Annotated in this window: 21 protein-coding genes; 15 read left to right on the top strand and 6 right to left on the bottom strand. The window is 67.7% G+C overall.

Features of this window, described 5'->3' with window-relative positions; all coding sequences use genetic code 11:
• The first annotated feature begins 216 nt into the window (after positions 1-216).
• Positions 217-1,296, top strand: coding sequence for a DUF4419 domain-containing protein (locus A9G05_RS21575; RefSeq protein WP_069562899.1), 1,080 nt, complete (start codon positions 217-219; stop codon positions 1,294-1,296).
• On the opposite strand, the gene A9G05_RS21580 is transcribed toward A9G05_RS21575, so the two are convergent.
• Both A9G05_RS21580 and A9G05_RS21585 read right to left on the bottom strand, forming a co-directional pair.
• Positions 1,293-2,243 carry a homoserine kinase gene (locus A9G05_RS21580; RefSeq protein ID WP_069562900.1) on the bottom strand — a complete coding sequence of 317 codons (951 nt, stop codon included), beginning with the start codon at positions 2,241-2,243 and terminating at the stop codon, positions 1,293-1,295. The two genes, A9G05_RS21575 and A9G05_RS21580, sit on opposite strands and share 4 nt — an antisense overlap.
• Before the next feature lie 32 nt (positions 2,244-2,275).
• Positions 2,276-2,560 carry a DUF2782 domain-containing protein gene (locus A9G05_RS21585; protein ID WP_044403825.1) on the bottom strand — a complete coding sequence of 95 codons (285 nt, stop codon included), beginning with the start codon at positions 2,558-2,560 and terminating at the stop codon, positions 2,276-2,278.
• A gap of 77 nt (positions 2,561-2,637) precedes the next feature.
• Between A9G05_RS21585 and polA the strand changes: the two genes are divergently transcribed.
• The gene (gene polA / locus A9G05_RS21590; protein WP_069562901.1) at positions 2,638-5,388 is read left to right on the top strand and encodes a DNA polymerase I; all 2,751 of its coding nucleotides are present in this window, start codon (positions 2,638-2,640) and stop codon (positions 5,386-5,388) included.
• Positions 5,389-5,636: 248 nt separating this feature from the next.
• On the opposite strand, the gene yihA is transcribed toward polA, so the two are convergent.
• Entirely contained in the window at positions 5,637-6,290 is a 654-nt protein-coding gene (yihA, locus tag A9G05_RS21595) for a ribosome biogenesis GTP-binding protein YihA/YsxC (protein ID WP_069562902.1), read from the bottom strand.
• Positions 6,291-6,467: 177 nt separating this feature from the next.
• On the opposite strand from yihA, the gene A9G05_RS21600 reads away from it, so the two are divergent.
• From A9G05_RS21600 to A9G05_RS21620, 5 genes are all read left to right on the top strand, one after another.
• The gene (locus A9G05_RS21600; protein ID WP_069562927.1) at positions 6,468-6,758 is read left to right on the top strand and encodes a cytochrome c5 family protein; all 291 of its coding nucleotides are present in this window, start codon (positions 6,468-6,470) and stop codon (positions 6,756-6,758) included.
• Between the two features lie 54 nt (positions 6,759-6,812).
• Positions 6,813-7,418 carry a cytochrome c gene (locus A9G05_RS21605; RefSeq protein WP_069562903.1) on the top strand — a complete coding sequence of 202 codons (606 nt, stop codon included), beginning with the start codon at positions 6,813-6,815 and terminating at the stop codon, positions 7,416-7,418.
• A gap of 151 nt (positions 7,419-7,569) precedes the next feature.
• A complete protein-coding gene (locus A9G05_RS21610; RefSeq protein WP_069562904.1) occupies positions 7,570-8,202 on the top strand; it encodes a thiol:disulfide interchange protein DsbA/DsbL in 633 nt (210 codons plus the stop codon).
• Positions 8,203-8,222: 20 nt separating this feature from the next.
• On the top strand, positions 8,223-9,098 hold the full coding sequence (locus A9G05_RS21615; protein WP_069562905.1) for an endonuclease/exonuclease/phosphatase family protein: 876 nt from the start codon (positions 8,223-8,225) through the stop codon (positions 9,096-9,098).
• A complete protein-coding gene (locus tag A9G05_RS21620; RefSeq protein ID WP_069562906.1) occupies positions 9,095-11,137 on the top strand; it encodes a GGDEF domain-containing protein in 2,043 nt (680 codons plus the stop codon). The genes A9G05_RS21615 and A9G05_RS21620 overlap by 4 nt, the downstream gene beginning before the upstream one ends.
• 7 nt (positions 11,138-11,144) lie before the next feature.
• Here the strand turns inward: A9G05_RS21620 and A9G05_RS21625 are convergent, their stop codons facing one another.
• Positions 11,145-12,563, bottom strand: coding sequence for a DASH family cryptochrome (locus tag A9G05_RS21625; RefSeq protein ID WP_069562907.1), 1,419 nt, complete (start codon positions 12,561-12,563; stop codon positions 11,145-11,147).
• Positions 12,564-12,753: 190 nt separating this feature from the next.
• Here A9G05_RS21625 and A9G05_RS21630 point away from each other — a divergent pair, with 190 nt between their 5' ends.
• The 3 genes from A9G05_RS21630 (at position 12,754) to A9G05_RS21640 (ending at position 14,821) form a co-directional block, all read left to right on the top strand.
• On the top strand, positions 12,754-13,374 hold the full coding sequence (locus A9G05_RS21630) for a hypothetical protein (RefSeq protein ID WP_069562908.1): 621 nt from the start codon (positions 12,754-12,756) through the stop codon (positions 13,372-13,374).
• 71 nt (positions 13,375-13,445) lie between these two features.
• Positions 13,446-14,039 (top strand): MarC family protein, encoded by a 594-nt coding sequence (locus A9G05_RS21635; protein WP_069562909.1) that lies wholly within the window; start codon positions 13,446-13,448, stop codon positions 14,037-14,039.
• Positions 14,036-14,821 carry an N-acetylmuramoyl-L-alanine amidase gene (locus A9G05_RS21640; protein WP_069562910.1) on the top strand — a complete coding sequence of 262 codons (786 nt, stop codon included), beginning with the start codon at positions 14,036-14,038 and terminating at the stop codon, positions 14,819-14,821. Before A9G05_RS21635 ends, A9G05_RS21640 begins: the two co-directional genes overlap by 4 nt.
• Positions 14,822-14,830: 9 nt before the next feature.
• Here A9G05_RS21640 and A9G05_RS21645 read toward each other — a convergent pair whose 3' ends face one another.
• On the bottom strand, positions 14,831-16,618 hold the full coding sequence (locus A9G05_RS21645) for a KinB sensor domain-containing domain (protein ID WP_069562911.1): 1,788 nt from the start codon (positions 16,616-16,618) through the stop codon (positions 14,831-14,833).
• Positions 16,615-17,964 (bottom strand): sigma-54-dependent response regulator transcription factor AlgB, encoded by a 1,350-nt coding sequence (gene algB / locus A9G05_RS21650; RefSeq protein ID WP_069562912.1) that lies wholly within the window; start codon positions 17,962-17,964, stop codon positions 16,615-16,617. The genes A9G05_RS21645 and algB overlap by 4 nt, the downstream gene beginning before the upstream one ends.
• A gap of 284 nt (positions 17,965-18,248) precedes the next feature.
• Between algB and A9G05_RS21655 the strand changes: the two genes are divergently transcribed.
• The 5 genes from A9G05_RS21655 to A9G05_RS21675 are packed head-to-tail and all read left to right on the top strand — an operon-like array spanning position 18,249 to position 19,845.
• Positions 18,249-18,683 carry a PA2169 family four-helix-bundle protein gene (locus A9G05_RS21655; RefSeq protein WP_069562913.1) on the top strand — a complete coding sequence of 145 codons (435 nt, stop codon included), beginning with the start codon at positions 18,249-18,251 and terminating at the stop codon, positions 18,681-18,683.
• Between the two features lie 40 nt (positions 18,684-18,723).
• Positions 18,724-18,978, top strand: a complete 255-nt coding sequence (locus tag A9G05_RS21660) for a hypothetical protein (protein WP_069562914.1) — start codon at positions 18,724-18,726, stop codon at positions 18,976-18,978.
• A gap of 17 nt (positions 18,979-18,995) precedes the next feature.
• Entirely contained in the window at positions 18,996-19,190 is a 195-nt protein-coding gene (locus A9G05_RS21665) for a hypothetical protein (protein ID WP_069562915.1), read from the top strand.
• 28 nt (positions 19,191-19,218) lie between these two features.
• Positions 19,219-19,380 carry a DUF1328 domain-containing protein gene (locus tag A9G05_RS21670; RefSeq protein WP_044406249.1) on the top strand — a complete coding sequence of 54 codons (162 nt, stop codon included), beginning with the start codon at positions 19,219-19,221 and terminating at the stop codon, positions 19,378-19,380.
• Between the two features lie 9 nt (positions 19,381-19,389).
• A complete protein-coding gene (locus A9G05_RS21675) occupies positions 19,390-19,845 on the top strand; it encodes an inhibitor of vertebrate lysozyme family protein (RefSeq protein ID WP_069562916.1) in 456 nt (151 codons plus the stop codon).
• The last annotated feature ends 98 nt before the right edge of the window (positions 19,846-19,943 follow it).

The following is a 19,943-nucleotide window of genomic DNA, read 5'->3' on the forward strand; positions in this document are numbered from 1 at the left end:
GCCGGGCAGGGGCTGAGCTTGGGCAGCGGAGTATCGACAGGGACGTCCACAGCGGGCTCTACCCCTACTTGTTCAACGCATGCCTCGTGCCCTCCCTGGGCTGAAGCCCAGGCTACATCCGTTCCCTTCCGGGACTTCAGAGTCGGACTTAGGTAGCTGCGCCACTTTCGGCAAACCGGCAACATGTCGCCTTTTCCAGGTTCAGGGAGAACCCGCATGATCCGTTTCACCCTCTCGGATGTGGCACAGGGAGCGCGCTATCCACGCCTGCCGGCCGACACCGTCATGCGCGCGCTGCTCAATCGGCCGGTGGAAGCGCTGGACTGCATGACCGCCGAACTGCTGGAGGAGGACAACTGCAACGCCTTCGCCAAGGCCGCATGCCGTGCTTTCTATGGTCACCATCCGCTGGTCATCCGCCCGGACGACATCTGGTTCTGCATCGCCCAGGGCTTCGCGAACCATATGGCCCTGCATGGCGAGCAGCTAAGGCCCAATCTGGTGAGCCACCAGGGCAAGAAGACGCTGAGGGTGTTTTGCCCCGACTACCCCTTCGCCGACAAGAACCGGTGGGTAGAGCTGTTCGGTGATTTCTCCCGGCAGATCGCCGGGGAGATCCCGCAGTTCTCCGACTTCATCGCCACCGCCTTCTCCACCACCGGACCTGTCGAGCAGGCAGCCTTCGCGCTGTGCTGGATGGACGCCTTCAGTGGCTATTTCGACTACGAGATGCTGGCCGGCTGCGGCATACCCGAGATCGAGCTGCAGGGCACGGAGGACGATTGGGATCTGATTATCGAGCGCCTCACCGCCCTGGAGGGCTACGGCCTGGGTCATTGGGTGGCGAGCCTGAAACCGGTGCTGGAAGCCATCGCCCGCACGGCCTCCGGTGAAGTGGACCGTGCCTTCTGGGAGTCCTTCTTCCGCTATCGCAGCGGTTCGGGCCCGTCGGAGCTGACCGGCTGGATCCTTACGCTGTTCCCCTACATCGTCGACACGGCCACCGACGCGCTGCGGCCGAACCCCTACCTGGGGGATTGGCAGGTGCGTTTCGAGCGGGCGGGCGTGGCGGCGCTGAGCGGTGACTGGCTGATGCCGGACCAGGCCCAGGGGCCGGACATGCAGGCCATCCCCAAGAGCCTGGTGAGCGCGGCGCTGCTGATCGATGAGTTCACCATCGGCAAGAAGCGCAATGCACGGTTGGTGGGCGGGCTATTCGGCGTGGCCCAGCGCGACGAGGACGGCGCGCTGTACCCCGTCTTCGGCTGGGCGGTGGTGGAAGAGCCGGCCTGCTAAAGCGCAAAGGGCAGCGGCAGCTCCACCACCTGGCGATGGGCCAGGCGGCGCTGGAATTCGGCGGGGTCGTGGATCAGCACGTCCTGGCCGGCGAAGGCTTCGGCGGCGATCAGGCGCGATAGCCAGAAGCGCACGCAGGCGACGCGCAGCAGCGTCGGCCAGAGTTCGGCCTCGGCGGCGGTGAAAGGGCGCAGGGCAACGTAGGCGCCGAGCAGGGCGCGGGCGCGGGCCTCGTCGAGCTGGCCGTCGTCGTCGGAGCACCAGTCGTTGAGGGTGATGGCCAGGTCGTAGAGCATCGGGCCGGAGCAGGCGTTGTAGAAGTCGATCACCCCGGCCAGGTGCGGGCCGTCGAACAGGGCGTTGTCGCGGAACAGGTCGGCGTGCAGGTTGGCGCGCGGCAGGGCCTGGATGCGGGGCTTGAGGCCTTCGATCTCGGCCAGGGCCTGCTCCAGCAGCGGGCGGGCCTGGGCGTCGAGGCGCTCGGCCTGGTGCGGGCCTTCGCTGAGCATCCAGTCGAGCCCGCGGTCGCTCTTGCGTTCGATGGGCTGGTCGCGGGTGGCCAGGTGGATGCGCGCCAGCAGCGTGCCGACTTCACCGCAGTGGTGTGGGTTGGGTTCGCGCAGGTGGCGCCCGGCGAGGCGCGGCTGCAGCAGCGCGGGCTTGCCGGCGAGGCTGCGCAGGGCCTGGCCGTCTTCGCTGCGCAGGGCGTAGGGCACCGGCAGGCCGGCGCTGTGGAGCACGTCCAGCAGTTCGATGAAGAACGGCAGGTCGGCCACCGGGCCTCGTTCCACCAGGGTCAGGACGTATTCACCCCGCTCCAGGCTGACGAAGAAGTTGCTGTTCTCCGAACCTTCGGCGATGCCCTTGAAGTCCCGGAGCCGGCCCAGCCCGTAGGGGGCGAGGAAGGTTTCGAGTTCGGGGCGCTGCAGCGGGGTGAAAACGGACATTCGACTACCTTGTTGCGGCCACCGTGGCGGCCTTACCAGCTGAAGATCTCCCACTGCGGGATCAGCATGTCGGGGTTGTCCGACCGGATGAAGTTGCTGTCGCCGTCAGCGCGGACCAGGAAATAGGGTTTGCCACCCTTGGGGGTGACCTTGATCGCATAGAGGAAGCCGTTCACACGGTATTCCTGGATGGTCTTGTCGCCGTCCTGGCGGATGGTGACGTCGGGTTCCGGCGAGGGGGCCTCGTCGTCGGCGAAGACACTCACCGGCAGGAGGGCCAGCAGACCGGCGAGCAACAGGCGGTTGAAAGCGCGCATGGTGGTAACCTTGTCCCTTATCGTCAATGACCGGGCCATTCTACTGCGGGTCCGGTGAATAAAGGTTGAATTCACGCATGAGCCAAGCCCCTCTCGTCCTCGTCGACGGTTCCTCCTACCTGTACCGCGCCTTCCATGCCCTGCCGCCGCTGATGACTTCGGCGGGCCTGCCCACCGGTGCGGTCAAGGGTGTGCTGAACATGCTCAAGAGCCTGCGCAAGCAGTACCCGGACAGCCCGTTCGCGGTGGTCTTCGACGCCAAGGGCGGGACCTTCCGCGATGCGATGTTCGCCGAGTACAAGGCCAACCGGCCGTCCATGCCGGACGAGCTGCGGGTGCAGGTGGAGCCGCTGCACGCGACCGTGCGGGCCCTGGGCCTGCCGCTGCTGTGCGTTGAGGGCGTGGAGGCCGATGACGTGATCGGCACCCTGGCCCGGCAAAGCGCGGCGGGCGGGCGCCAGGTGGTGATCTCCACCGGCGACAAGGACATGGCGCAGTTGGTCGATCCGCACATTACGCTGGTCAACACCATGACCGGTAGCACGCTGGACATCGATGGCGTGAAAGAGAAATTCGGCGTCGGTCCTGAGCTGATCATCGATTACCTGGCGTTGATGGGCGACAAGGTCGACAACATTCCCGGCGTGCCCGGCGTGGGTGAAAAGACCGCCCTGGGTCTGCTCACTGGCGTGGGCGGCGGGCTCGATGTGCTCTACGCCAGCCTGGACAAGGTGCCCGAGCTGCCGATCCGCGGCGCCAAGGGGCTGCCGGCCAAGCTGCTGGAGCACAAGGACATGGCCTACCTGTCCTACCAGCTCGCCACCATCAAGTGCGACGTGGAGCTGAACGTCGAGATCGATGCCCTGCACCCCGGCGAGCCGGACCGCGAGGCCCTGGCCGAGCTGTACCGCACCCTGGAGTTCAAGAGCTGGCTGGATGACCTGCAGCGCCAGGCCAAGTCGGACGGCGAACAGCTGGCCCTGCTGGATGCCCCCACCGAGCCGGCCGTCGAGACGCGCTATGAAACCGTGCTGGAGCAGGCGCAGTTCGACGCCTGGCTGAAGAAGCTGGAGGCGGCGCCGCTGATCGCCTTCGACACCGAGACCACCAGCCTCGATGCCCAGCAGGCACAGGTGGTGGGGGTGTCCTTCGCCGTGGAAGCCGGCGAGGCCGCCTACGTACCCCTGGCCCACAGCTACATGGGCGTGCCCGCGCAACTGGACCGCGACGCGGTGCTGCAGGCCCTGAAACCGCTGCTGGAAGACCCCGCCAAGGCCAAGGTCGGCCAGCACGCCAAGTACGACATGAACGTCCTGGCCAACGCCTCGACCCCCATCACTGTCCAGGGCATCGCCTTCGACACCATGCTCGAGTCCTATGTGCTGGACTCCACGGCCACCCGCCACGACATGGACAGCCTGGCCCTGAAATACCTCGGCCACAGCACCGTCCGCTTCGAGGACATCGCCGGCAAGGGCGCCAAGCAGCTGACCTTCGACCAGATCGCGCTGGAACAGGCCGGCCCCTACGCCGCCGAGGACGCCGACGTGACCCTGCGCCTGCACCAGGCGCTGTGGCAGAAGCTGGAAGCCGTGCCGTCCCTGGTCACGGTGCTGAAGGACATCGAGATGCCGCTGGTGCCGGTGCTGGCGCGCATCGAGCGCAACGGCGCGCTGGTGGACGGCAAGCTGCTGGGCCAGCAGAGCCTGGAGCTGGGCGAGAAGATGGTGGCCCTGGAACGCCAGGCCTACGAGCTGGCCGGGCAGGAGTTCAACCTGGGCTCGCCCAAGCAACTCGGCGCGATCCTCTACGAGAAGCTCGGCCTGCCGGTGCTGGCCAAGACCGCCACCGGCCAGCCGTCCACCGCCGAGAACGTGCTGGCGGACCTGGCCGAGCAGGACTTCGAGCTGCCCAAGGTGATCATGCAGTACCGCTCCCTGAGCAAGCTCAAGAGCACCTACACCGACAAGCTGCCGGAGCAGATCAACCCGCGCACCGGGCGCATCCACACCTCCTACCACCAGGCGGTGGCGGCCACCGGGCGCCTGTCCTCCAGCGATCCGAACCTGCAGAACATCCCGATCCGCACGGCGGAAGGGCGGCGCATCCGCCAGGCCTTCGTCGCACCCAAGGGCTACAAGCTGCTGGCGGCGGACTATTCGCAGATCGAGCTGCGCATCATGGCCCACCTGGCCAAGGACGAAGGCCTGCTGGACGCCTTCCGTCACGACCGCGACGTGCACCGGGCGACGGCGGCGGAAGTCTTCGGCGTCGAGCTGGACCAGGTCAGCAATGACCAGCGCCGTAGTGCCAAGGCCATCAACTTCGGCCTCATCTACGGCATGAGCGCCTTCGGCCTGGCCAAGCAGATCGGCGTCGACCGCAAACAGTCCCAGGCGTACATCGACCGCTACTTCGCCCGCTACCCCGGCGTGCTCGCCTACATGGAGCGCACCCGCGAGCAGGCGGCGGCCCAGGGCTTCGTCGAGACGCTGTTCGGGCGCCGGCTGTACCTGCCGGAGATCCACTCGAAGAACCAGGCCATGCGCAAGGGCGCCGAGCGCACCGCGATCAATGCGCCGATGCAGGGTACGGCGGCGGACATCATGAAGCGCGCCATGGTGGCGGTGGATGCCTGGCTGCAGGAGAGCGGCCTGGATGCACGGGTCATCCTCCAGGTGCACGACGAACTGGTGCTGGAGGTGCGCGAGGACCTGGTGGACACCGTGCGCGACGCCATCCGCCCGCTCATGAGCGGCGCCGCCGCGCTGGATGTGCCGCTGGTGGTGGAAGTCGGCGTGGGCAACAACTGGGACGAGGCGCACTGAGTGCGCCCACCGGCTTAGCGCTGCATCGCATAAGAGGCAGCACTGACCGGACGAATAATTTCTGATGCAGCGGTGAACTTTTGTGAAGCACGCCCGGTCAGAGACTGGGAATGGCTGGTGAAGCCTTCGATGCTCCTTTTGCTGTGTTTAGTGTTGGCAGATATCTGAACCCCGCCCTAGCGGTTCAGACTTGAACCCCGGAACTTCCCCCTCCCCATACGAAGTCCGGGGTTTTTTTTGCCTGCGATTCAGGCGTCGGATGCGTCGCCGCCTTCCTCGAATTCCTCGCCCAGCTGCAGCCAGCGGGCCAGCACGGCCTGGGCCTCTTCCACGCCCTGGCGCTTGGGTGCGGAGAACAGCTGGATGCTGACGTCATCGCCCCAGCCCTTGCGGATTTCCTGACGCACCTTCAGCAGCGCGTTCTTCGAGGCGCCGTAGGCCAGCTTGTCGGCCTTGGTCAGGAGGATGTGCAGCGGCATATGGCCGGCGCTGGACCAGTCCAGCATCAGGCGGTCGAAGTCGGTGAGCGGGTGGCGGATGTCCATCATCAGCACCAGGCCGACCAGGCTCTCGCGACTGCTCAGGTAGGCCTCCAGGTGGTGCTGCCAATGCTGCTTGAGGGGGATCGGCACCTTGGCGTAGCCGTAGCCGGGCAGGTCCACCAGGCGGCGGTCCTCGTCCAGGGAGAAGAAGTTGAGCAGCTGGGTGCGGCCCGGAGTCTTCGAGGTACGCGCCAGGTTGGCGTGGGTCAGGGTGTTCAGCGCGCTGGACTTTCCGGCGTTGGAACGGCCGGCGAAGGCGACCTCCAGACCCTGGTCGGGTGGGCATTGGTCCACCTTGGCGGCACTGATGAGGAAGCGGGCCTGCTGGCACAGGCCGATGATCGGATTCTTGAATGACATGAAGGAGTCCACAGGGTGCGACCTGGTGTCGCAGAGGGCGGTTTCGTTTCCGTTTGGGCAGCGCCAGTATATAATGCCGCAGATTTAGTGTGCGCTTTATCCCCCAGGGTACAAGGGCCACGGGAACGACCAGGGCACTGCAGAAAGCCCGGCGAAGCCCCTCTGATGAGGTTGATCATGAAGAAGATGGTAGTCGTCGCAAGCCTTGCGGCGCTGGCCTTTGGCGCTCAGGCTGCTCAGGAACCGGAAGCCGTTTTCAACCGGACCTGCGGGGCCTGCCACAATGGTCAACTGCCTATGGCGCCCAAGAAGGGCGACAAGGCGGCCTGGGAGCCGCGACTGGCCAAGGGCACAGATGCTCTGGTTCAGAGCGTCACCAATGGTTTGAATGCCATGCCTCCCCGAGGCTTGTGCATGGACTGCAGTGCCGAAGACTACAAAGCGGTCATCCAGTGGATGAGCCAATAACGAAGGTAGTCGGGCGCTAGATTCTTTCACCCTTAGCCGTAATTGGATTAGCTGATGAACAAAGTACTCGTGAGTCTGCTGTTGACCCTGGGCATCACCGGTCTGGCCCACGCCGCAGGCGACGCCAAGGCCGGCCAGGCCAAAACCGCCGTATGCGGCGCTTGCCACGGTCCGGACGGCAACAGCCTTGCCCCGAACTTCCCCAAACTCGCCGGCCAGGGCGAGCGTTACCTGCTCAAGCAACTGCATGACATCAAGGCTGGCAAACGCCAGGTGCTGGAAATGACCGGCCTGCTGACCAACCTCAGCGACCAGGACCTCGAAGACATCGCCGCCTACTACTCCAGCCAGGCCGGTAGCGTCGGCGCCGCCGATCCCAAGCTGGTGGCCCGTGGTGAAGCCCTGTTCCGTGGCGGCAAGCTGGAAGAAGGCATGCCCGCCTGCACTGGCTGCCACGCCCCGGACGGCGCCGGCAACGCCGCTGCCGGCTTCCCGCACCTGGGTGGTCAGCACGCCCAGTACGTGACCAAGCAACTGACCGATTTCCGCGAAGGCAACCGCACCAACGACGGCGACAACATGATCATGCGCGCCATCGCCGCCAAGCTGAGCAACAAGGACATCGAAGCCGTTTCCAGCTATATCCAGGGTCTGCACTAAGCTTTCCCGAGCGGTAGTAAACGGTAAATGAAAGGGTGGCTAAGGCCACCCTTTTTCATTGGCCGCCTCGCTACAATGCGGAACCCGTCCAGCGGCCCCCGGTCGAAGCTGGGCCCGTCGCAGAACCCCACGATCCGTCTAGGAGCCAAGCATGCGTAACCTGATCCTTTCCGCCGTACTCGCCAGCGCGAGCCTGTTCGGCATGACCGCCGCCCACGCCGAAGACATCCAGGCGGGCAAGCAGTATGTCGAGCTGAGCAGCCCTGTGCCGGTTTCCAAGCCCGGCAAGATCGAGGTGGTGGAGCTGTTCTGGTACGGCTGCCCGCACTGCTACCAATTCGAACCGACCGTGAACGCCTGGTCCGAGAAACTCCCGGAAGATGTCAACTTCGTGCGCATTCCCGCCATGTTCGGCGGCTTGTGGAACGTCCATGGCCAGTTGTTCATCACCCTCGAGAGCATGGGTGTGGAGCACGCCGTACACAAGGCCGTGTTCGAGGCCATCCACAAGGAAGGCCAAAAGCTCGCCACCAAGGAAGCCATGGCTGATTTCCTCGCCCCCCACGGCGTCGACAAGGAAGCCTTCCTCAAGGCCTTCGACTCCTTCGGCGTGAAGAGCCAGATGGAGAAAGCCAAGAAGCTGGCCGTCGCCTACCAGATCTCCGGCGTACCGACCCTCATCGTCAACGGCAAGTACCGCTTCGACATCGGCTCCTCCGGCGGCCTGGAGCAGACCACTGCCGTCGCCGACTACCTGATCGCCAAGGAGCGTGCCGCGAAGTAAGCGGCACCGGGGGCAGGCCCATGCTGCGCCGCTGGAGCAACAATCGCACCGCTGGCCTGCGCACCGCGCAGGTCAACCCCCATTGCAACGCCAGCGGCCTACCCGAAGACGGTCGGCTGCGCCTGCTCAGCTTCAACATCCAGGTCGGCATCAACACCGGCCACTACCGCCACTACCTCACCCGCGGCTGGCAACACCTCCTGCCCCACGCAGGGCGTGCCGGCAACCTCCAGCGTATCGGCGCCCTCCTGGGCGACTACGACCTCGTCGCCCTGCAGGAAGTGGATGGCGGCAGCCTGCGCTCGGGCTACGTCAACCAGGTCGAACACCTGGCCCAGCTCGGTGCCTTCCCCTACTGGTACCAGCAGCTCAACCGCAACCTCGGGCGTCTGGCCCAGCACAGCAACGGCCTGCTCAGCCGCCTGCAGCCCACCCAGCTTGAAGACCACCCCCTGCCCGGTCCGCCCGGTCGAGGTGCCATCCTCATGCGCTTCGGCGAGGGCGACGACGCCCTGGTGGTGGTCATGATGCACCTCGCCCTCGGCACCAAGGCCCGCAGCCGCCAACTCGCCTATATCCGCGAACTGATCGGCAGCTACCGCCACCAGGTGCTCATGGGCGACATGAACACCCACGCCACCGACCTGCTGCACCACTCGCCCCTGCGTGATCTCGGGCTGCTGGCGCCGCAGGTCGAGGCCACCTTCCCGAGCTGGCGCCCCCAGCGCTGCCTGGACCATATCCTGCTCAGCCCCAGCCTCACCCTGGAGCGTGTGCAGGTGCTCAGCCAACCCATCTCCGACCACCTGCCGGTGGCCGTGGACATCCGTCTGCCTGCCTCCCTGCATGGCGACGCCCTCCCGGCCAGGCTCGACCCTTCCGGAACCGCACCATGAGCGACGACGGCCAGCGCTGGAAAGCCAAGTACCTGGAAAGCCTGGAAGAGCAGGAAAAGCTCGAACGCCTCTGGGAGGCGCGCCTCGACCTGTTGCGCCGGGGTCTGGTGCGCAGCTCCCTGGCCGCAGAAGGCACCGACAAGGCGGTGGACACCTGCATGCAGGAACTGCGCGAGATCATCCGCGGCGACAAGATCGATGCCGGCCTGTCCGCCCTGATCCCCCGGCTGGAAAAGGCCGTGCTCGACTCCGAGCAGCGCCGCCAGCAACGCATCCAGCAGAACGTCGGCGCCCTGAGTGGCCTGGCCAACCAGTTGCTCAAGCTCGACGTCCCCCGGGAGGTGCGCAAATCCCTCAAGCAGTTCGCCAAGCGCCTCGACGAGCGCGCCGGCAGCCCCCGCGAGATGCCCGCCCTGCTCAGCGAACTGAGCGAGCTGCAGAACCGCGCCCTCGACGTGCTGACCGGCGACGCCCCGCCGCCGCGCCCCGGCCTGTTGCAGCGCCTGTTCGGCAACGGCGAGGGCGGGGCCGACGAGGCCCAGCCCGGCGCGCCGGATGTTCCCCTGGCCAGCGCACTGGCCGTGCCGGCCCCGGCCCCCGCCCAGGTCCCGGCCGACGAGGACGACGAGCTGGACAACCCCGCCACCACACCCCAGCCTGCTGCACCTGCACCTGCACCTGCACCTGCACCTGCACCTGCACCTGCACCTGCACCTGCACCTGCACCTGCACCCAGCGCGGCAGCCCCGTCGAGCGCCCCCGAGCCTGGCGCAGAGGCCGCCATCTCCGTCGCTCCGGTGCCAGTTGTTCCTCCTGCCGCCGCTCCGGTCGCCCCGGCGCCCTACCCGGCCACACTCGAGGCCGCACCCGCCGCCCAGCCCCTAGCCGCGGCGGACGAGCCCCGCCCGGGTCTGGACAGCCTGCCCATGCCCCACAGCCTGATCACCGGCGAAGGGGACCCGGCCTACGAACTGCCACCCGCCCCCGAGCCCGGCTACAGCGCCGTCGCCCCCCATGTGGCCTCCAGCCTGCGCAACCTGCTGGACGAACTAGACCTGCCCGAGCGCCACAAGCCCCAGGCCGAAGACCTGCGGCGGCGCCTGGAAGGCAACCTCAACTGGTACGAACTGGTCCCCGTGCTGGATGACCTCGCCGTGCTGGTGCTGGCCATCACCGACAACGGCCACCGCGAATTCGCCGGTTACCTGCAGCAGCTCAACGAGCGCCTGGCTGCCTTCGTCGCCACCCTCACCAGCGCCCACCAGGGCTACAACGACGAACTGCAGAACGCCCGTCAGCTCGACGACCAACTGCGTGAGCAGGTCAGCGGGTTGCAGAACAGCGTCCAGGAAGCCACCGACCTGGACGACCTCAAGCGCGCCGTCGAGCAGCGCCTCGAAGGCCTGCTCAGCACCATGAACGACTTCCAGCGCGAGCGCGAAGTGCGCGAGGCCGAGGTCAGCGGGCGCCTGCAGAGTCTGATCGAGCGCGTCTCCACCATGGAGCAGGAAGCCAACACCTTCCGCGACCACCTTGAAGAGCAGCGCCAGAAAGCCCTGCGCGACGCCCTCACCGGCCTGCCCAACCGCGCCGCCTGGAGCGAGCGCCTGGAGCTGGAGGTAGCGCGCTGGAAGCGCTACGGCGGCGAACTGCTGCTGGGCGTGCTGGACATCGACCACTTCAAGCGGATCAACGACAACTACGGCCACCTGGCCGGCGACAAGGTGCTCAAGCTGATCGCCGGCGAGATCGCCAAGCGCCTGCGCAAAACCGACTTCATCGCCCGCTTCGGCGGCGAGGAGTTCGTCCTGCTGATCCCCGCCACCCAGCTCGACGGCGGTCGCCAACTGCTGGACAACCTGCGCGCGGGTATCGAACAGTGCCCGTTCCACTTCAAGGGTGAACCGGTGACCATCACCCTCTCGGGCGGGCTGGTGTCCTTTGCACCGGGGGAAAGCGACGCGGCCGCCTTCGAACGGGCCGACCAGGCCCTCTACCGGGCCAAGCGCGGCGGCCGCAACCGCATCGAACTGGGTTGAGCGCCGCCTAGGCGGCGCTGGTCAGGTAGGGCTTCCACGCCTCCGGCACCTGTTCCAGGCGTGGGTAGTCCAGCGCATCCAGTTGCAGGCGTGACAGCACGAAGGGCGTATGCCGCAGGTTGCGTGGCACCGCCCGCAGCTCCGGCAGCCACAGGCTCACGTACTCCGCCTCCGGGTCCAGATGGCGTGCCTGGCGCAAGGCATTGAACGCCTGGCTGCGCTGCGGATCGCTCGCCACCCCGGCCAGGTAGGCCCAGTTGCCCCAGTTGCTCGCCGGGTCGTGGTCCAGCAGGTGCTCCTCGAACCAGGCCGCGCCGTGGCGCCAGTCCTGCTGCAGGTCGCTGACCAGGTAGCTGGCCACCACCTGTCGCAGGCTGTGGGCGAGGAAGCCGGTGGTCGCCAGCTCGCGCATGGCCGCATCCACCAGGGGCAGGCCGGTGCGCCCGTGGCACCAGGCCTCGAAGCGCGCGTCCAGGTTCTGCGGCGCCCGTGCCGTGGCACGCACGCCGCCGGGCTGGAACAGCGCCTCGCCGTGGCGCAACAGCGTCCAGCGGAAGAAGTCGCGCCACAGCACCTGTTCCCACAGCAGGCGGGTGGACGCATTGGCCCCGTGCTGCGCCTCGTGGCGACGCAGCTCCGCCACCACCCGGCGGGCCGACAGGCAGCCGTTGGCCAGCCAGGGGGAGAACTTGGAGGAGTACTCGGTCCCGGTCAGGCCGTAGCGGGTCGTCTCGTAGTCGCGTACCCCGCGCCCTTCCCACAGGTAATCGCGCACCCGGGCCAGGGCCGCCGGTTCGCCGCCGGCGAAGGGGAAGGTGCTGTTCACGTGGGCCAGGGGCTCCCCCAGGCCGAGGCGGGACAGGCTCGGCAGCGGCTCGAACAGCCGCTCCGCCGGCTCCGGCGTCGGTGGCAGGGCGGCCGGGGCCGAGCGTGGCTGGAACACGCTGAGGCGTTGCTGCACCCGGTCGCGGAACTGGCTGAACACCGCAGGCAGCGCCTCCACCGGGCCCGGCAGCTCCTCGCGGCGCAACAGCGTATCGCCGGCGAAGGTGGACAGCGGCACGCCGGCCAGCGCCTGGCGGGTCTCCTCGATCAGCGTCCGGGCCACTGGTGCCACTTCATCCAGGGTCAGCACCTCGTCCAGTTGCAGGTGGTCCACCAGCGCCGGGATCACCTGGGACGCCACGCCCTGCACCACCAGCAGGCGTGACCCGCGGTGGCGCAGCTCGCCGTCCAGCGCCGCCAGGCTTTCCAGCAGGAAGCGCATGCGGTGCACGCCCATCGGCCGGGTGCCGAAGGCGCCGGGGCGCAGCAGGGTCGGGTCGAAGACGTACAGCGGCAGCACGCGCTCAGCGCCCAGAGCGGCCTGCACGGCCGGGTGGTCGTCGAGTCGCAGGTCCTGTTTGAACCAGAGCAGGCGACGCATGGCGAGAGTCCTCTTGGGCAGGTCCGTTTCCCGGGTTGTCCTTGTGTCTGTACACGTTATAGGCAATTTCCGGTAATTGAACAGTGCCGTCCGGAAGGGCCGGACGCACGCCGGGCGGCTGCGTATAATCGCGACCCCTTGCCTGGCGCCCCGCAATGAACGGGGCCGTCACCCTCACCGGAGCCTTTCGATGCGTGCATCCTTCCACCGCGCCGCCTGTTGGCTGGGCGCGCTGGCCCTGGGCCTGTGCTCCGCCCAGGCGCCGGCCGAATCCCTGCTGCCCTTGATGGACAGCAACCTGGCGTTCACCACCCTGCCCTATTCCGCCGGGGAGAGCTTCGTCCGCCCCGGCAACGAAGCCCCGCGCGCGCCCCTGGCCAGCGCCGGCCTCGGCTGGCACGCCAGCAGTGCCGAGCACCTGGCCCTGAGCGGGTTGAGCCTGATCGTCGTCGCGCCGGAGCTGGAGCTGTTCGACCTGGCGCTGCTGCCCCGTGACGACGCCCGCGAGCCGGGCCGGGCCACCCAGCTCAGCGGCACCTGGCTGTATGCCTTCGGCATCGGCGACAGCGAATGGCTGCTGGACGGCGGCCTCGACTGGGCCGGCAGCGAAGGCTCGCGAGCAGCGGGCTTCGGCTTCAGCCCGCAACTGAGCTTCGATGCCGGCGACTACTTCTTCTCCCGCGAGCGCGAGCTGCTGCTCGGCCTGCAGTACCTGCAACAGAGCGGCGGCCTGGGCCAGGGTGACGACCGCCTGCTGCCCCTGCCGGGCGACCAGCGTGCCCTGCGCGGCACCCTGCGCTACCGCTTCTGACGGTCGGTGGGTGCCGCTCGACGGCACCCGGCCCACCCTCCTACCATTCCGCATCCCGCACAGGAGCGCTCATGGACACCCTCGGAATCGCGGTGCTGATCTTCCTGGTCACCGACCCCTTCGGGAACATCGCCATCTTCCTCGCCGCCCTGAAGAACGTCGCCCCCGAGCGGCGCCTCAAGGTCGCCCTGCGCGAGCTGGTGTTCGCCCTCGGCCTGCTGCTGCTGTTCCTCACCTTCGGCGAGAACATCCTCAGCGGCCTGGGCCTGTCCCGCGAGGCCATCGCCATCGCCGGCGGCATCATCCTCTTCATCATCGCCCTGCGACTGATCTTCCCCCGGCCCGAAGGCGTGCTCGGCGACCTGCCCGGCGGCGAGCCGATGCTGGTGCCCCTGGCCACCCCAGCGGTGGCCGGCCCCTCCGCCCTCGCCGTGCTGATGACCCTGCGCAACACCCACCAGGGCCAGCTTTGGGAGCTGTACATCGCCGTTATCCTGGCCTGGGCCTGCACCGCCGTGATCCTTCTGCAGGCCGCCTTCCTCCAGCGCTTCCTCGGCCAGCGCGGCCTCATGGCCGTCGAGCGCCTCACCGGCATGTTGCTGATCATGCTCAGCGTCGACATGCTCCTCGACAACCTGCAAAGCGTGTTGCACATCCGCCCATGAAACGACTCCTCCCCCTTGGCCTGTGCCTGACCCTGCTCGGTGGTTGCGCCCATGACGGCCTGCAGATCGACCACAGCCACCCCTCGCAGAACCAGAACAGCCGGGTGCAGTACATCGTCCTGCACTACACCTCCACCAACCTGGCCAACTCCCTGCATCTGCTCACCGAAGGCGATGTCAGTGCCCATTACCTGATCGGTGCCCAGCCGCCCACCATCTATCAACTGGTGAGCGAGGACCGCCGCGCCTGGCATGCCGGGCAGAGCGAATGGCAGGGCCGCACCTGGCTGAACGCCAGCACCATCGGCATCGAGCTGGTCAACGAAGGCTACCGGCAGACCGACCACGGGCTGGAATGGGAGCCCTTCGACGAGGGCCAGATCAACGCCCTCATCCCCCTCCTCAAGGACCTGGTCAAGCGTCACGGACTGCCGATGGGCAGCATCATCGGCCACAGCGACATCGCCCCCCAGCGCAAGGTCGACCCCGGCCCCCTGTTCCCCTGGAAGCGCCTGGCCGACGCCGGCCTGGTGCCCTGGCCGGACGACCGCGCCGTGGCCGAGGAACAGGTACGCTTCGCCACCGCCCTGCCCACCGTGGACTGGTTCCAGATGCAACTGGAGCGCCAGGGCTATGCCGTGCCGCGCAACGGCCTGCTGGACGAAGCCACCCGCAACGTCATCGTCGCTTTCCAGATGAAGTACCGCCCGAGCCGCTACGACGGCCAGCCGGACGCCGAGACCGCCGCCCTGCTGCTGGTGCTCAACTGCGGCACGCACTGAGCACCGCTTCTAAACGGGCAGCGTCAGGTAGAACTGCGCCCCCTCGCCGGGGCGTGAGTAGATGCCGATGCGGCCGCCGTGCAGCCGCACGATCTCCTTGCACAGCGCCAGCCCCAGGCCCACGCCACCGGGGTTGTGCCCCAGTTGGACGAAAGGCTCGAAGATGCGTGCCTGCTGGCTGTACGGCACGCCGTCGCCGTTGTCCTCCACACTGAGGATCACCCGCTCGCCATGGCGGCGTGACTGCAGGCGGATGCGCCCATCGCGGGGGGCGTGGCGCAGCGCGTTGCTCATCAGGTTGTCCAGCACCCGCTCCAGTTGCGGTCGGTCCACCGGCACCCGGGGCAGCGGGCCCTGCAGGTCCAGCTCGATGGCCACCTGCCGCTCCCCGGCCTTGGCCAGAAAGCGCTCGCGCACCCCGCCCAGCAGCTCGTCCAGGTCGCAGGGCGCCAGGGTCAGGGGCTGCATACCGTTCTGGTAGCGGGAGAAGTGCAGCAGATCATTGATCAGCCGCACCAGGCGCTGCATCTCCTCGTCCACCGTCTGCAGCAGATCCGCCTCGCGGGAGTCCGGCGCCACCTTCACCCGCTCGCGCAGCAGGCCGAAGGCCATCTGCATGCCGGTCACCGGTGTGCGCAGCTCATGGGAGGCACGCAGCACGAACTCGTTGCGCACCCGCTCGAAGGCGCGCTGCTCGGTCACATCGCGCAGCACCATCACCGCACCCAGCACCCGCGCATCGTCCAGGCTCACCGGGGTCAGCCGCCAGCTCAGCAGGCGATGCTCACCCTCGGCGAGGATGTCCAGGTCCGGGTGCACCTGGTCCAGCGCCTGGCCGGCCAGCACCCGCCGGGTGGTCTCTTCCAGCGCCGGCACCGCCAGGGCGCGGCTCAGCGGCTGGCCCAACTGCTCGGTGTCCCAGGCCAACTGACGCTGCGCCACCGGGTTGGCGTGCTCGATGCGGCCGTCGCGGTCGAGGATCAGCAAGCCGTCGTCGATGCTGTCCAGCACCGCCTTCAGCCGCCGCTGCTCGGCCAGCATCTTCTCGATATTGGTTTCCTTCAGTTGCCGCAGGGCCTCGGCCATCAGCCCGAAGCGTCGGCTCAGAGAGGCCATCTCGCTCACCGAGGAGAGCGGCAGGGTGACCTGGAAATCGCCCTGGCCGATGCGGTCCGCCGCCCGCGCCAGCGCCTCGATGGGCGCACCGAAGCGCCGTGCAATGCCGTGGGCGGTCACCACCCCGATCAGCAGCACCGCCAGGGCCAGCAGGCCCAGCAACCCGGCCACCAGCACCGCCCGCTCGCGGGTGTAGCGCTCGGTGCTGGAGATGTTGTCCAGCGCGAGGCGCTGCAGGTCCAGCATGGCGTTGCGGGTGGCGTTCAGCGCCTCGCTGAAGGCCACATCGTCCATCGGCTGGCGGTCGTCGCTGGCCGGCGTTGCCGACACCTCGACGAAGCGTGCGAAGTGCTCGGCGATGGCCCGGAAGCCCTCCCGTGTGCTCGCGTCCCGTGCATTCATCAGCCCCCGCTCCACCCCGCTGCGAAAGTGCTGCTGGGCGTCGTGCAGCTTCACCGGGTCGGTATGCGGTGCCGTCAGCAGCACCAACTGGTCGCCCAGGTGGCGGCGCATCTGCTCACCCAGGTCGATGGTGGAGAAGTTGTAGGCGATCAGTTGCTCCTGGGAGCGCGCCAACTGCATCACGCTGGTCACCCCCAGCAGCAGCCCCAGCAGGGCCACGGTGATCAACGCGGAGATGCTGAGGAACAGCCGCGTGCGCAGCTTCATCGGGAACCTCACAGACTGTATTGCTTGCGCTTCCGGTACAGCGTCGAAGCGTCGATGCCGAGCGTCCGGGCCGCCTGGTCCAGGGTGTCGCTGGTGGCCAGCACCGCCGCGATGTGGGCCTTCTCCAGGTCCTCCAGGCTCATGGCGGCACCGATGCGCGGGGCGTTGTTGGCGCTCGATGCCTCGCTCAGACCGAGGTTGCCGACGTCCACCAGCTCCTGAGAGCAGATGATGCTGGCCCGCTCGATCACGTTGCGCAGCTCGCGCACGTTGCCCGGCCAGGCGTAGTTCAGCAACGCCTCCCGCGCCGCCTCGCTGAAGCCACGGGCCGGCCGCGCGTAGTCCTTCACGAAGCGTGCGAGGAAGCGCTCGGCCAGGCCCAGCAGGTCCTCGGTGCGCTCGCGCAGCGGTGGCAGGTGCAGGGTGATCACGTTCAGGCGGTAGAGCAGGTCCTCGCGGAAGCGCCCCTCGCGGACCATCTCGTCCAGGTTGAGGTTGGTGGCAGCGAGGATGCGCACATCGGCGCGGCGGGTCACCGCATCGCCCACCCGCTCGTACTCCTTGTCCTGGATGAAGCGCAGCAGCTTGGGCTGCAGGGTCAGCGGAAAATCGCCGATCTCGTCGAGGAACAGCGTGCCGCCGTCGGCCTGGCTGACCCGGCCCAGGGTGCTCTCGCTGGCCCCGGTGAAGGCGCCGCGGGTGTGGCCGAACAGCTCGCTCTCCATCAGCTCCGCCGACAGCGACGGGCAGTTGATGGTCACGCAGGCCTTCTTCGCCCGCTTGCTCCAGCCGTGGATGGCGCGGGCCAGCTCGCCCTTGCCGGTGCCCGACTCGCCGAGAATGAGGATGTTGGCATCGGTGCCGGCCACCTGCCGGGCCGTCTCCAGCACCGCCATCATCGCCGGGCTCTGGGAGTCCAGGCCGTCACCGGGCTTGCGCACCTCACCCTCCAGGGCCTCCAGGCGCGCGGTCAGCTGGCGCACTTCCAGTTGCTTGGCCGCCGACAGGCGCAACTGGTCGGGGCTGCACGGCTTGACCAGGTAATCCGCCGCGCCGGCCTGCATGGCGTCCACCGCCGTGTCCACCGCCGAATGCGCGGTGACGATCACCACCCGCATCCACGGCGCCTGCACGCGCATCTGCGCCAGCACGTCCAGGCCGTTGTCTTCACCCAGGCGCAGGTCGAGGAAGCACAGGTCGAACACCTGCCGTTGCAGGATCGCCTCCGCCTGCGCCGCACTGCTGGCGGTGGCCACGCTGTAACCCTCGTCCTCCAGGCAGTACCGGAAGGTGCGCAGGATCGCCGATTCGTCATCCACCAGCAGGATGCGTCCGCGGGTTTCCGTTGCCGATGCCATGTTCTTGCTCCGCTGTGTCGTGTCGTTGTTCGAGGGCGCGTACCCCGCCATCTGGGCGGGACGCGGAGGGACCGGGGTGGCCGTCTGGTGCTTAGTCCAGGAAAGATCGTGCAAGTTGCAAGACGATTTCTTACACGGATTGCAGCCTGCACGCAGGCGTTATTCTCGTGGCGAGGCTAACCAGTTGTTTTTCAAGGAGAAACAGCTTTCTGAAAAGCTGGCACAACGCTTGCGAAATCCCCTGCCGAGAGCGTCCGGAATCGCACGGACCAGGAGAACGCAAAATGACCCGTACCACCGCACAACTGAATGAACTGATCGAAATCACCCGCGACGGCGAGCGATTCTACCAGCACGCCATCGAAGAAGTCCGTGACCCCAACCTGCAGAACCTGTTCCGCGAGATGGCCAGCGCCAAGACCGAGGTCATCCAGGCGCTCACCGTGCGCGTCGCCGCCAACCACGAGACGCCCTCCACCGGCGGCACCCTGATGGGCACCCTGCGCCAGGTCTATGCCGACACCCGCGCCGCCCTGGCCAAGGACGAGCACGCCGCCTACGTCGGCCAACTGGAGCAGGCCGAGGACCGCATCCTGCAAGCCTTCGAGGATGCCCTGGAAACCGCCGAACCCAATGTCCGCGAGCTGATCGCGGTGGAAATGCCCAAGGTCCGCGCCTGCCACGACCGCATGCGCAGCCTCAAGCAGTCCATGGCCTGAGGCGGCCCCGTCCGCCACCTGTGCAGGGAGGAGAACCGGCATGAACCGTCCACATCCCCGTCTCGCGCTCCTTGACCAGGGCCTGCTGGTCGCCCTCGCGGTGTTCCTGCCGATGCGGGTGGAACACCCGTTGCGCAGCGCCCTGAAGGCCCGCGAACACCTGCCCGCCCACATCGAAGTGGTGCCCACGCCGGCGGCGGACCAGCGCCCGGCCACCCCACCGGCGGACGACCTGCACACCGTGGCGCAACAGCGCTTCCTCGAACCGACGCAGCAACCGCGCTGGGTGTTCTGACCCCAAGGAGCACGACCATGTGGACCCTGGCCCTCGTATTCGCCGCCCTGCTCACCCTCAGCCTGCTGGCCCTGGCCAGTGCCCTGGCGATGGGCAACGCGCTGCTGGAAAGCCATTACCTCAGCGACCTCGACACCCCGGATCCCCACACGCCCCAGGACGAAGCCTCCGCCTCGTTCGGTGCACAGCACGACCTCGGCCTGGCGCGCTGACCCTACCTACCACGCAGGAGAACTCACCATGCTCAGTTGGGCCCTTACCTTCCTCGTCATCGCCATCGTCGCCGCTGTCCTGGGCTTCGGCGGTATCGCCGGCACCGCCGCAGGCATCGCGAAGATCCTCTTCGTGCTGTTCCTGGTGCTGTTCATCGTCTCGTTCATCTTCGGCCGCCGCCGCGGCTAGGGAGGCCCGATGCGAATGCTGCGCCCACTCTGCGCCGCCCTGCTGCTCGGCCTCGCCGGCAGCACGGCGCTGGCCGCCGACACCGACGCCGAGTACCGCCTCAACGAACTGCTGGGCACCGACCCGCAGTGCCGCGAGACGTGGCAGGACCTGGTGGAGGACGAAAGCCGCCTGCCCGACTGGGTGATGAACCTCAGCGGCACCGCCACGCCCATGCAGGCGGTCAACGAGGATGGCGACAAGTACCTGGTGGGCCAGCTCTGCGACAGCGCCGACTGCGCCCACCAGAAGCTGCTGGTGGCCTTCAGTTGGGACAAGGAGAACGCCTACGCCCTGCTGGTGCAGGTCCCGCCGGGCCTGCCGGCGGACAAATTGCCCAGCCGCCACGCCAGCCTGCGCTGGCTGGGCGAGGCCCAGAAGGCGATCCTCGACGACGAGCTCCGGCGTGATCCGAACGGGTACTGAGCATTCAGACCACCGGCCCCGCAGGCGGGGCCACATGACCAGGGGGCCGGGTTGTTCCGCGTCGACAGGAGCGGCATGACCCAGGGGTACAGGGGGTA

It is taken from the genome of Pseudomonas sp. ENNP23 (assembly GCF_001728945.1).
GTDB classification, from domain to species: Bacteria; Pseudomonadota; Gammaproteobacteria; order Pseudomonadales; family Pseudomonadaceae; genus Metapseudomonas; species Metapseudomonas otitidis.

Excerpts from the sequence above, each read along its gene's own strand:
- A9G05_RS21575 (WP_069562899.1), top strand. The coding sequence starts at position 217 with ATGATCCGTTTCACCCTCTCGGATGTGGCACAGGGAGCGCGCTATCCA.
- A9G05_RS21580 (WP_069562900.1), bottom strand. The coding sequence starts at position 2,243 with ATGTCCGTTTTCACCCCGCTGCAGCGCCCCGAACTCGAAACCTTCCTC.
- A9G05_RS21585 (WP_044403825.1), bottom strand. The coding sequence starts at position 2,560 with ATGCGCGCTTTCAACCGCCTGTTGCTCGCCGGTCTGCTGGCCCTCCTG.
- polA (WP_069562901.1), top strand. The coding sequence starts at position 2,638 with ATGAGCCAAGCCCCTCTCGTCCTCGTCGACGGTTCCTCCTACCTGTAC.
- yihA (WP_069562902.1), bottom strand. The coding sequence starts at position 6,290 with ATGTCATTCAAGAATCCGATCATCGGCCTGTGCCAGCAGGCCCGCTTC.
- A9G05_RS21600 (WP_069562927.1), top strand. The coding sequence starts at position 6,468 with ATGAAGAAGATGGTAGTCGTCGCAAGCCTTGCGGCGCTGGCCTTTGGC.
- A9G05_RS21605 (WP_069562903.1), top strand. The coding sequence starts at position 6,813 with ATGAACAAAGTACTCGTGAGTCTGCTGTTGACCCTGGGCATCACCGGT.
- A9G05_RS21610 (WP_069562904.1), top strand. The coding sequence starts at position 7,570 with ATGCGTAACCTGATCCTTTCCGCCGTACTCGCCAGCGCGAGCCTGTTC.
- A9G05_RS21615 (WP_069562905.1), top strand. The coding sequence starts at position 8,223 with ATGCTGCGCCGCTGGAGCAACAATCGCACCGCTGGCCTGCGCACCGCG.
- A9G05_RS21620 (WP_069562906.1), top strand. The coding sequence starts at position 9,095 with ATGAGCGACGACGGCCAGCGCTGGAAAGCCAAGTACCTGGAAAGCCTG.
- A9G05_RS21625 (WP_069562907.1), bottom strand. The coding sequence starts at position 12,563 with ATGCGTCGCCTGCTCTGGTTCAAACAGGACCTGCGACTCGACGACCAC.
- A9G05_RS21630 (WP_069562908.1), top strand. The coding sequence starts at position 12,754 with ATGCGTGCATCCTTCCACCGCGCCGCCTGTTGGCTGGGCGCGCTGGCC.
- A9G05_RS21635 (WP_069562909.1), top strand. The coding sequence starts at position 13,446 with ATGGACACCCTCGGAATCGCGGTGCTGATCTTCCTGGTCACCGACCCC.
- A9G05_RS21640 (WP_069562910.1), top strand. The coding sequence starts at position 14,036 with ATGAAACGACTCCTCCCCCTTGGCCTGTGCCTGACCCTGCTCGGTGGT.
- algB (WP_069562912.1), bottom strand. The coding sequence starts at position 17,964 with ATGGCATCGGCAACGGAAACCCGCGGACGCATCCTGCTGGTGGATGAC.
- A9G05_RS21655 (WP_069562913.1), top strand. The coding sequence starts at position 18,249 with ATGACCCGTACCACCGCACAACTGAATGAACTGATCGAAATCACCCGC.
- A9G05_RS21660 (WP_069562914.1), top strand. The coding sequence starts at position 18,724 with ATGAACCGTCCACATCCCCGTCTCGCGCTCCTTGACCAGGGCCTGCTG.
- A9G05_RS21665 (WP_069562915.1), top strand. The coding sequence starts at position 18,996 with ATGTGGACCCTGGCCCTCGTATTCGCCGCCCTGCTCACCCTCAGCCTG.
- A9G05_RS21670 (WP_044406249.1), top strand. The coding sequence starts at position 19,219 with ATGCTCAGTTGGGCCCTTACCTTCCTCGTCATCGCCATCGTCGCCGCT.
- A9G05_RS21675 (WP_069562916.1), top strand. The coding sequence starts at position 19,390 with ATGCGAATGCTGCGCCCACTCTGCGCCGCCCTGCTGCTCGGCCTCGCC.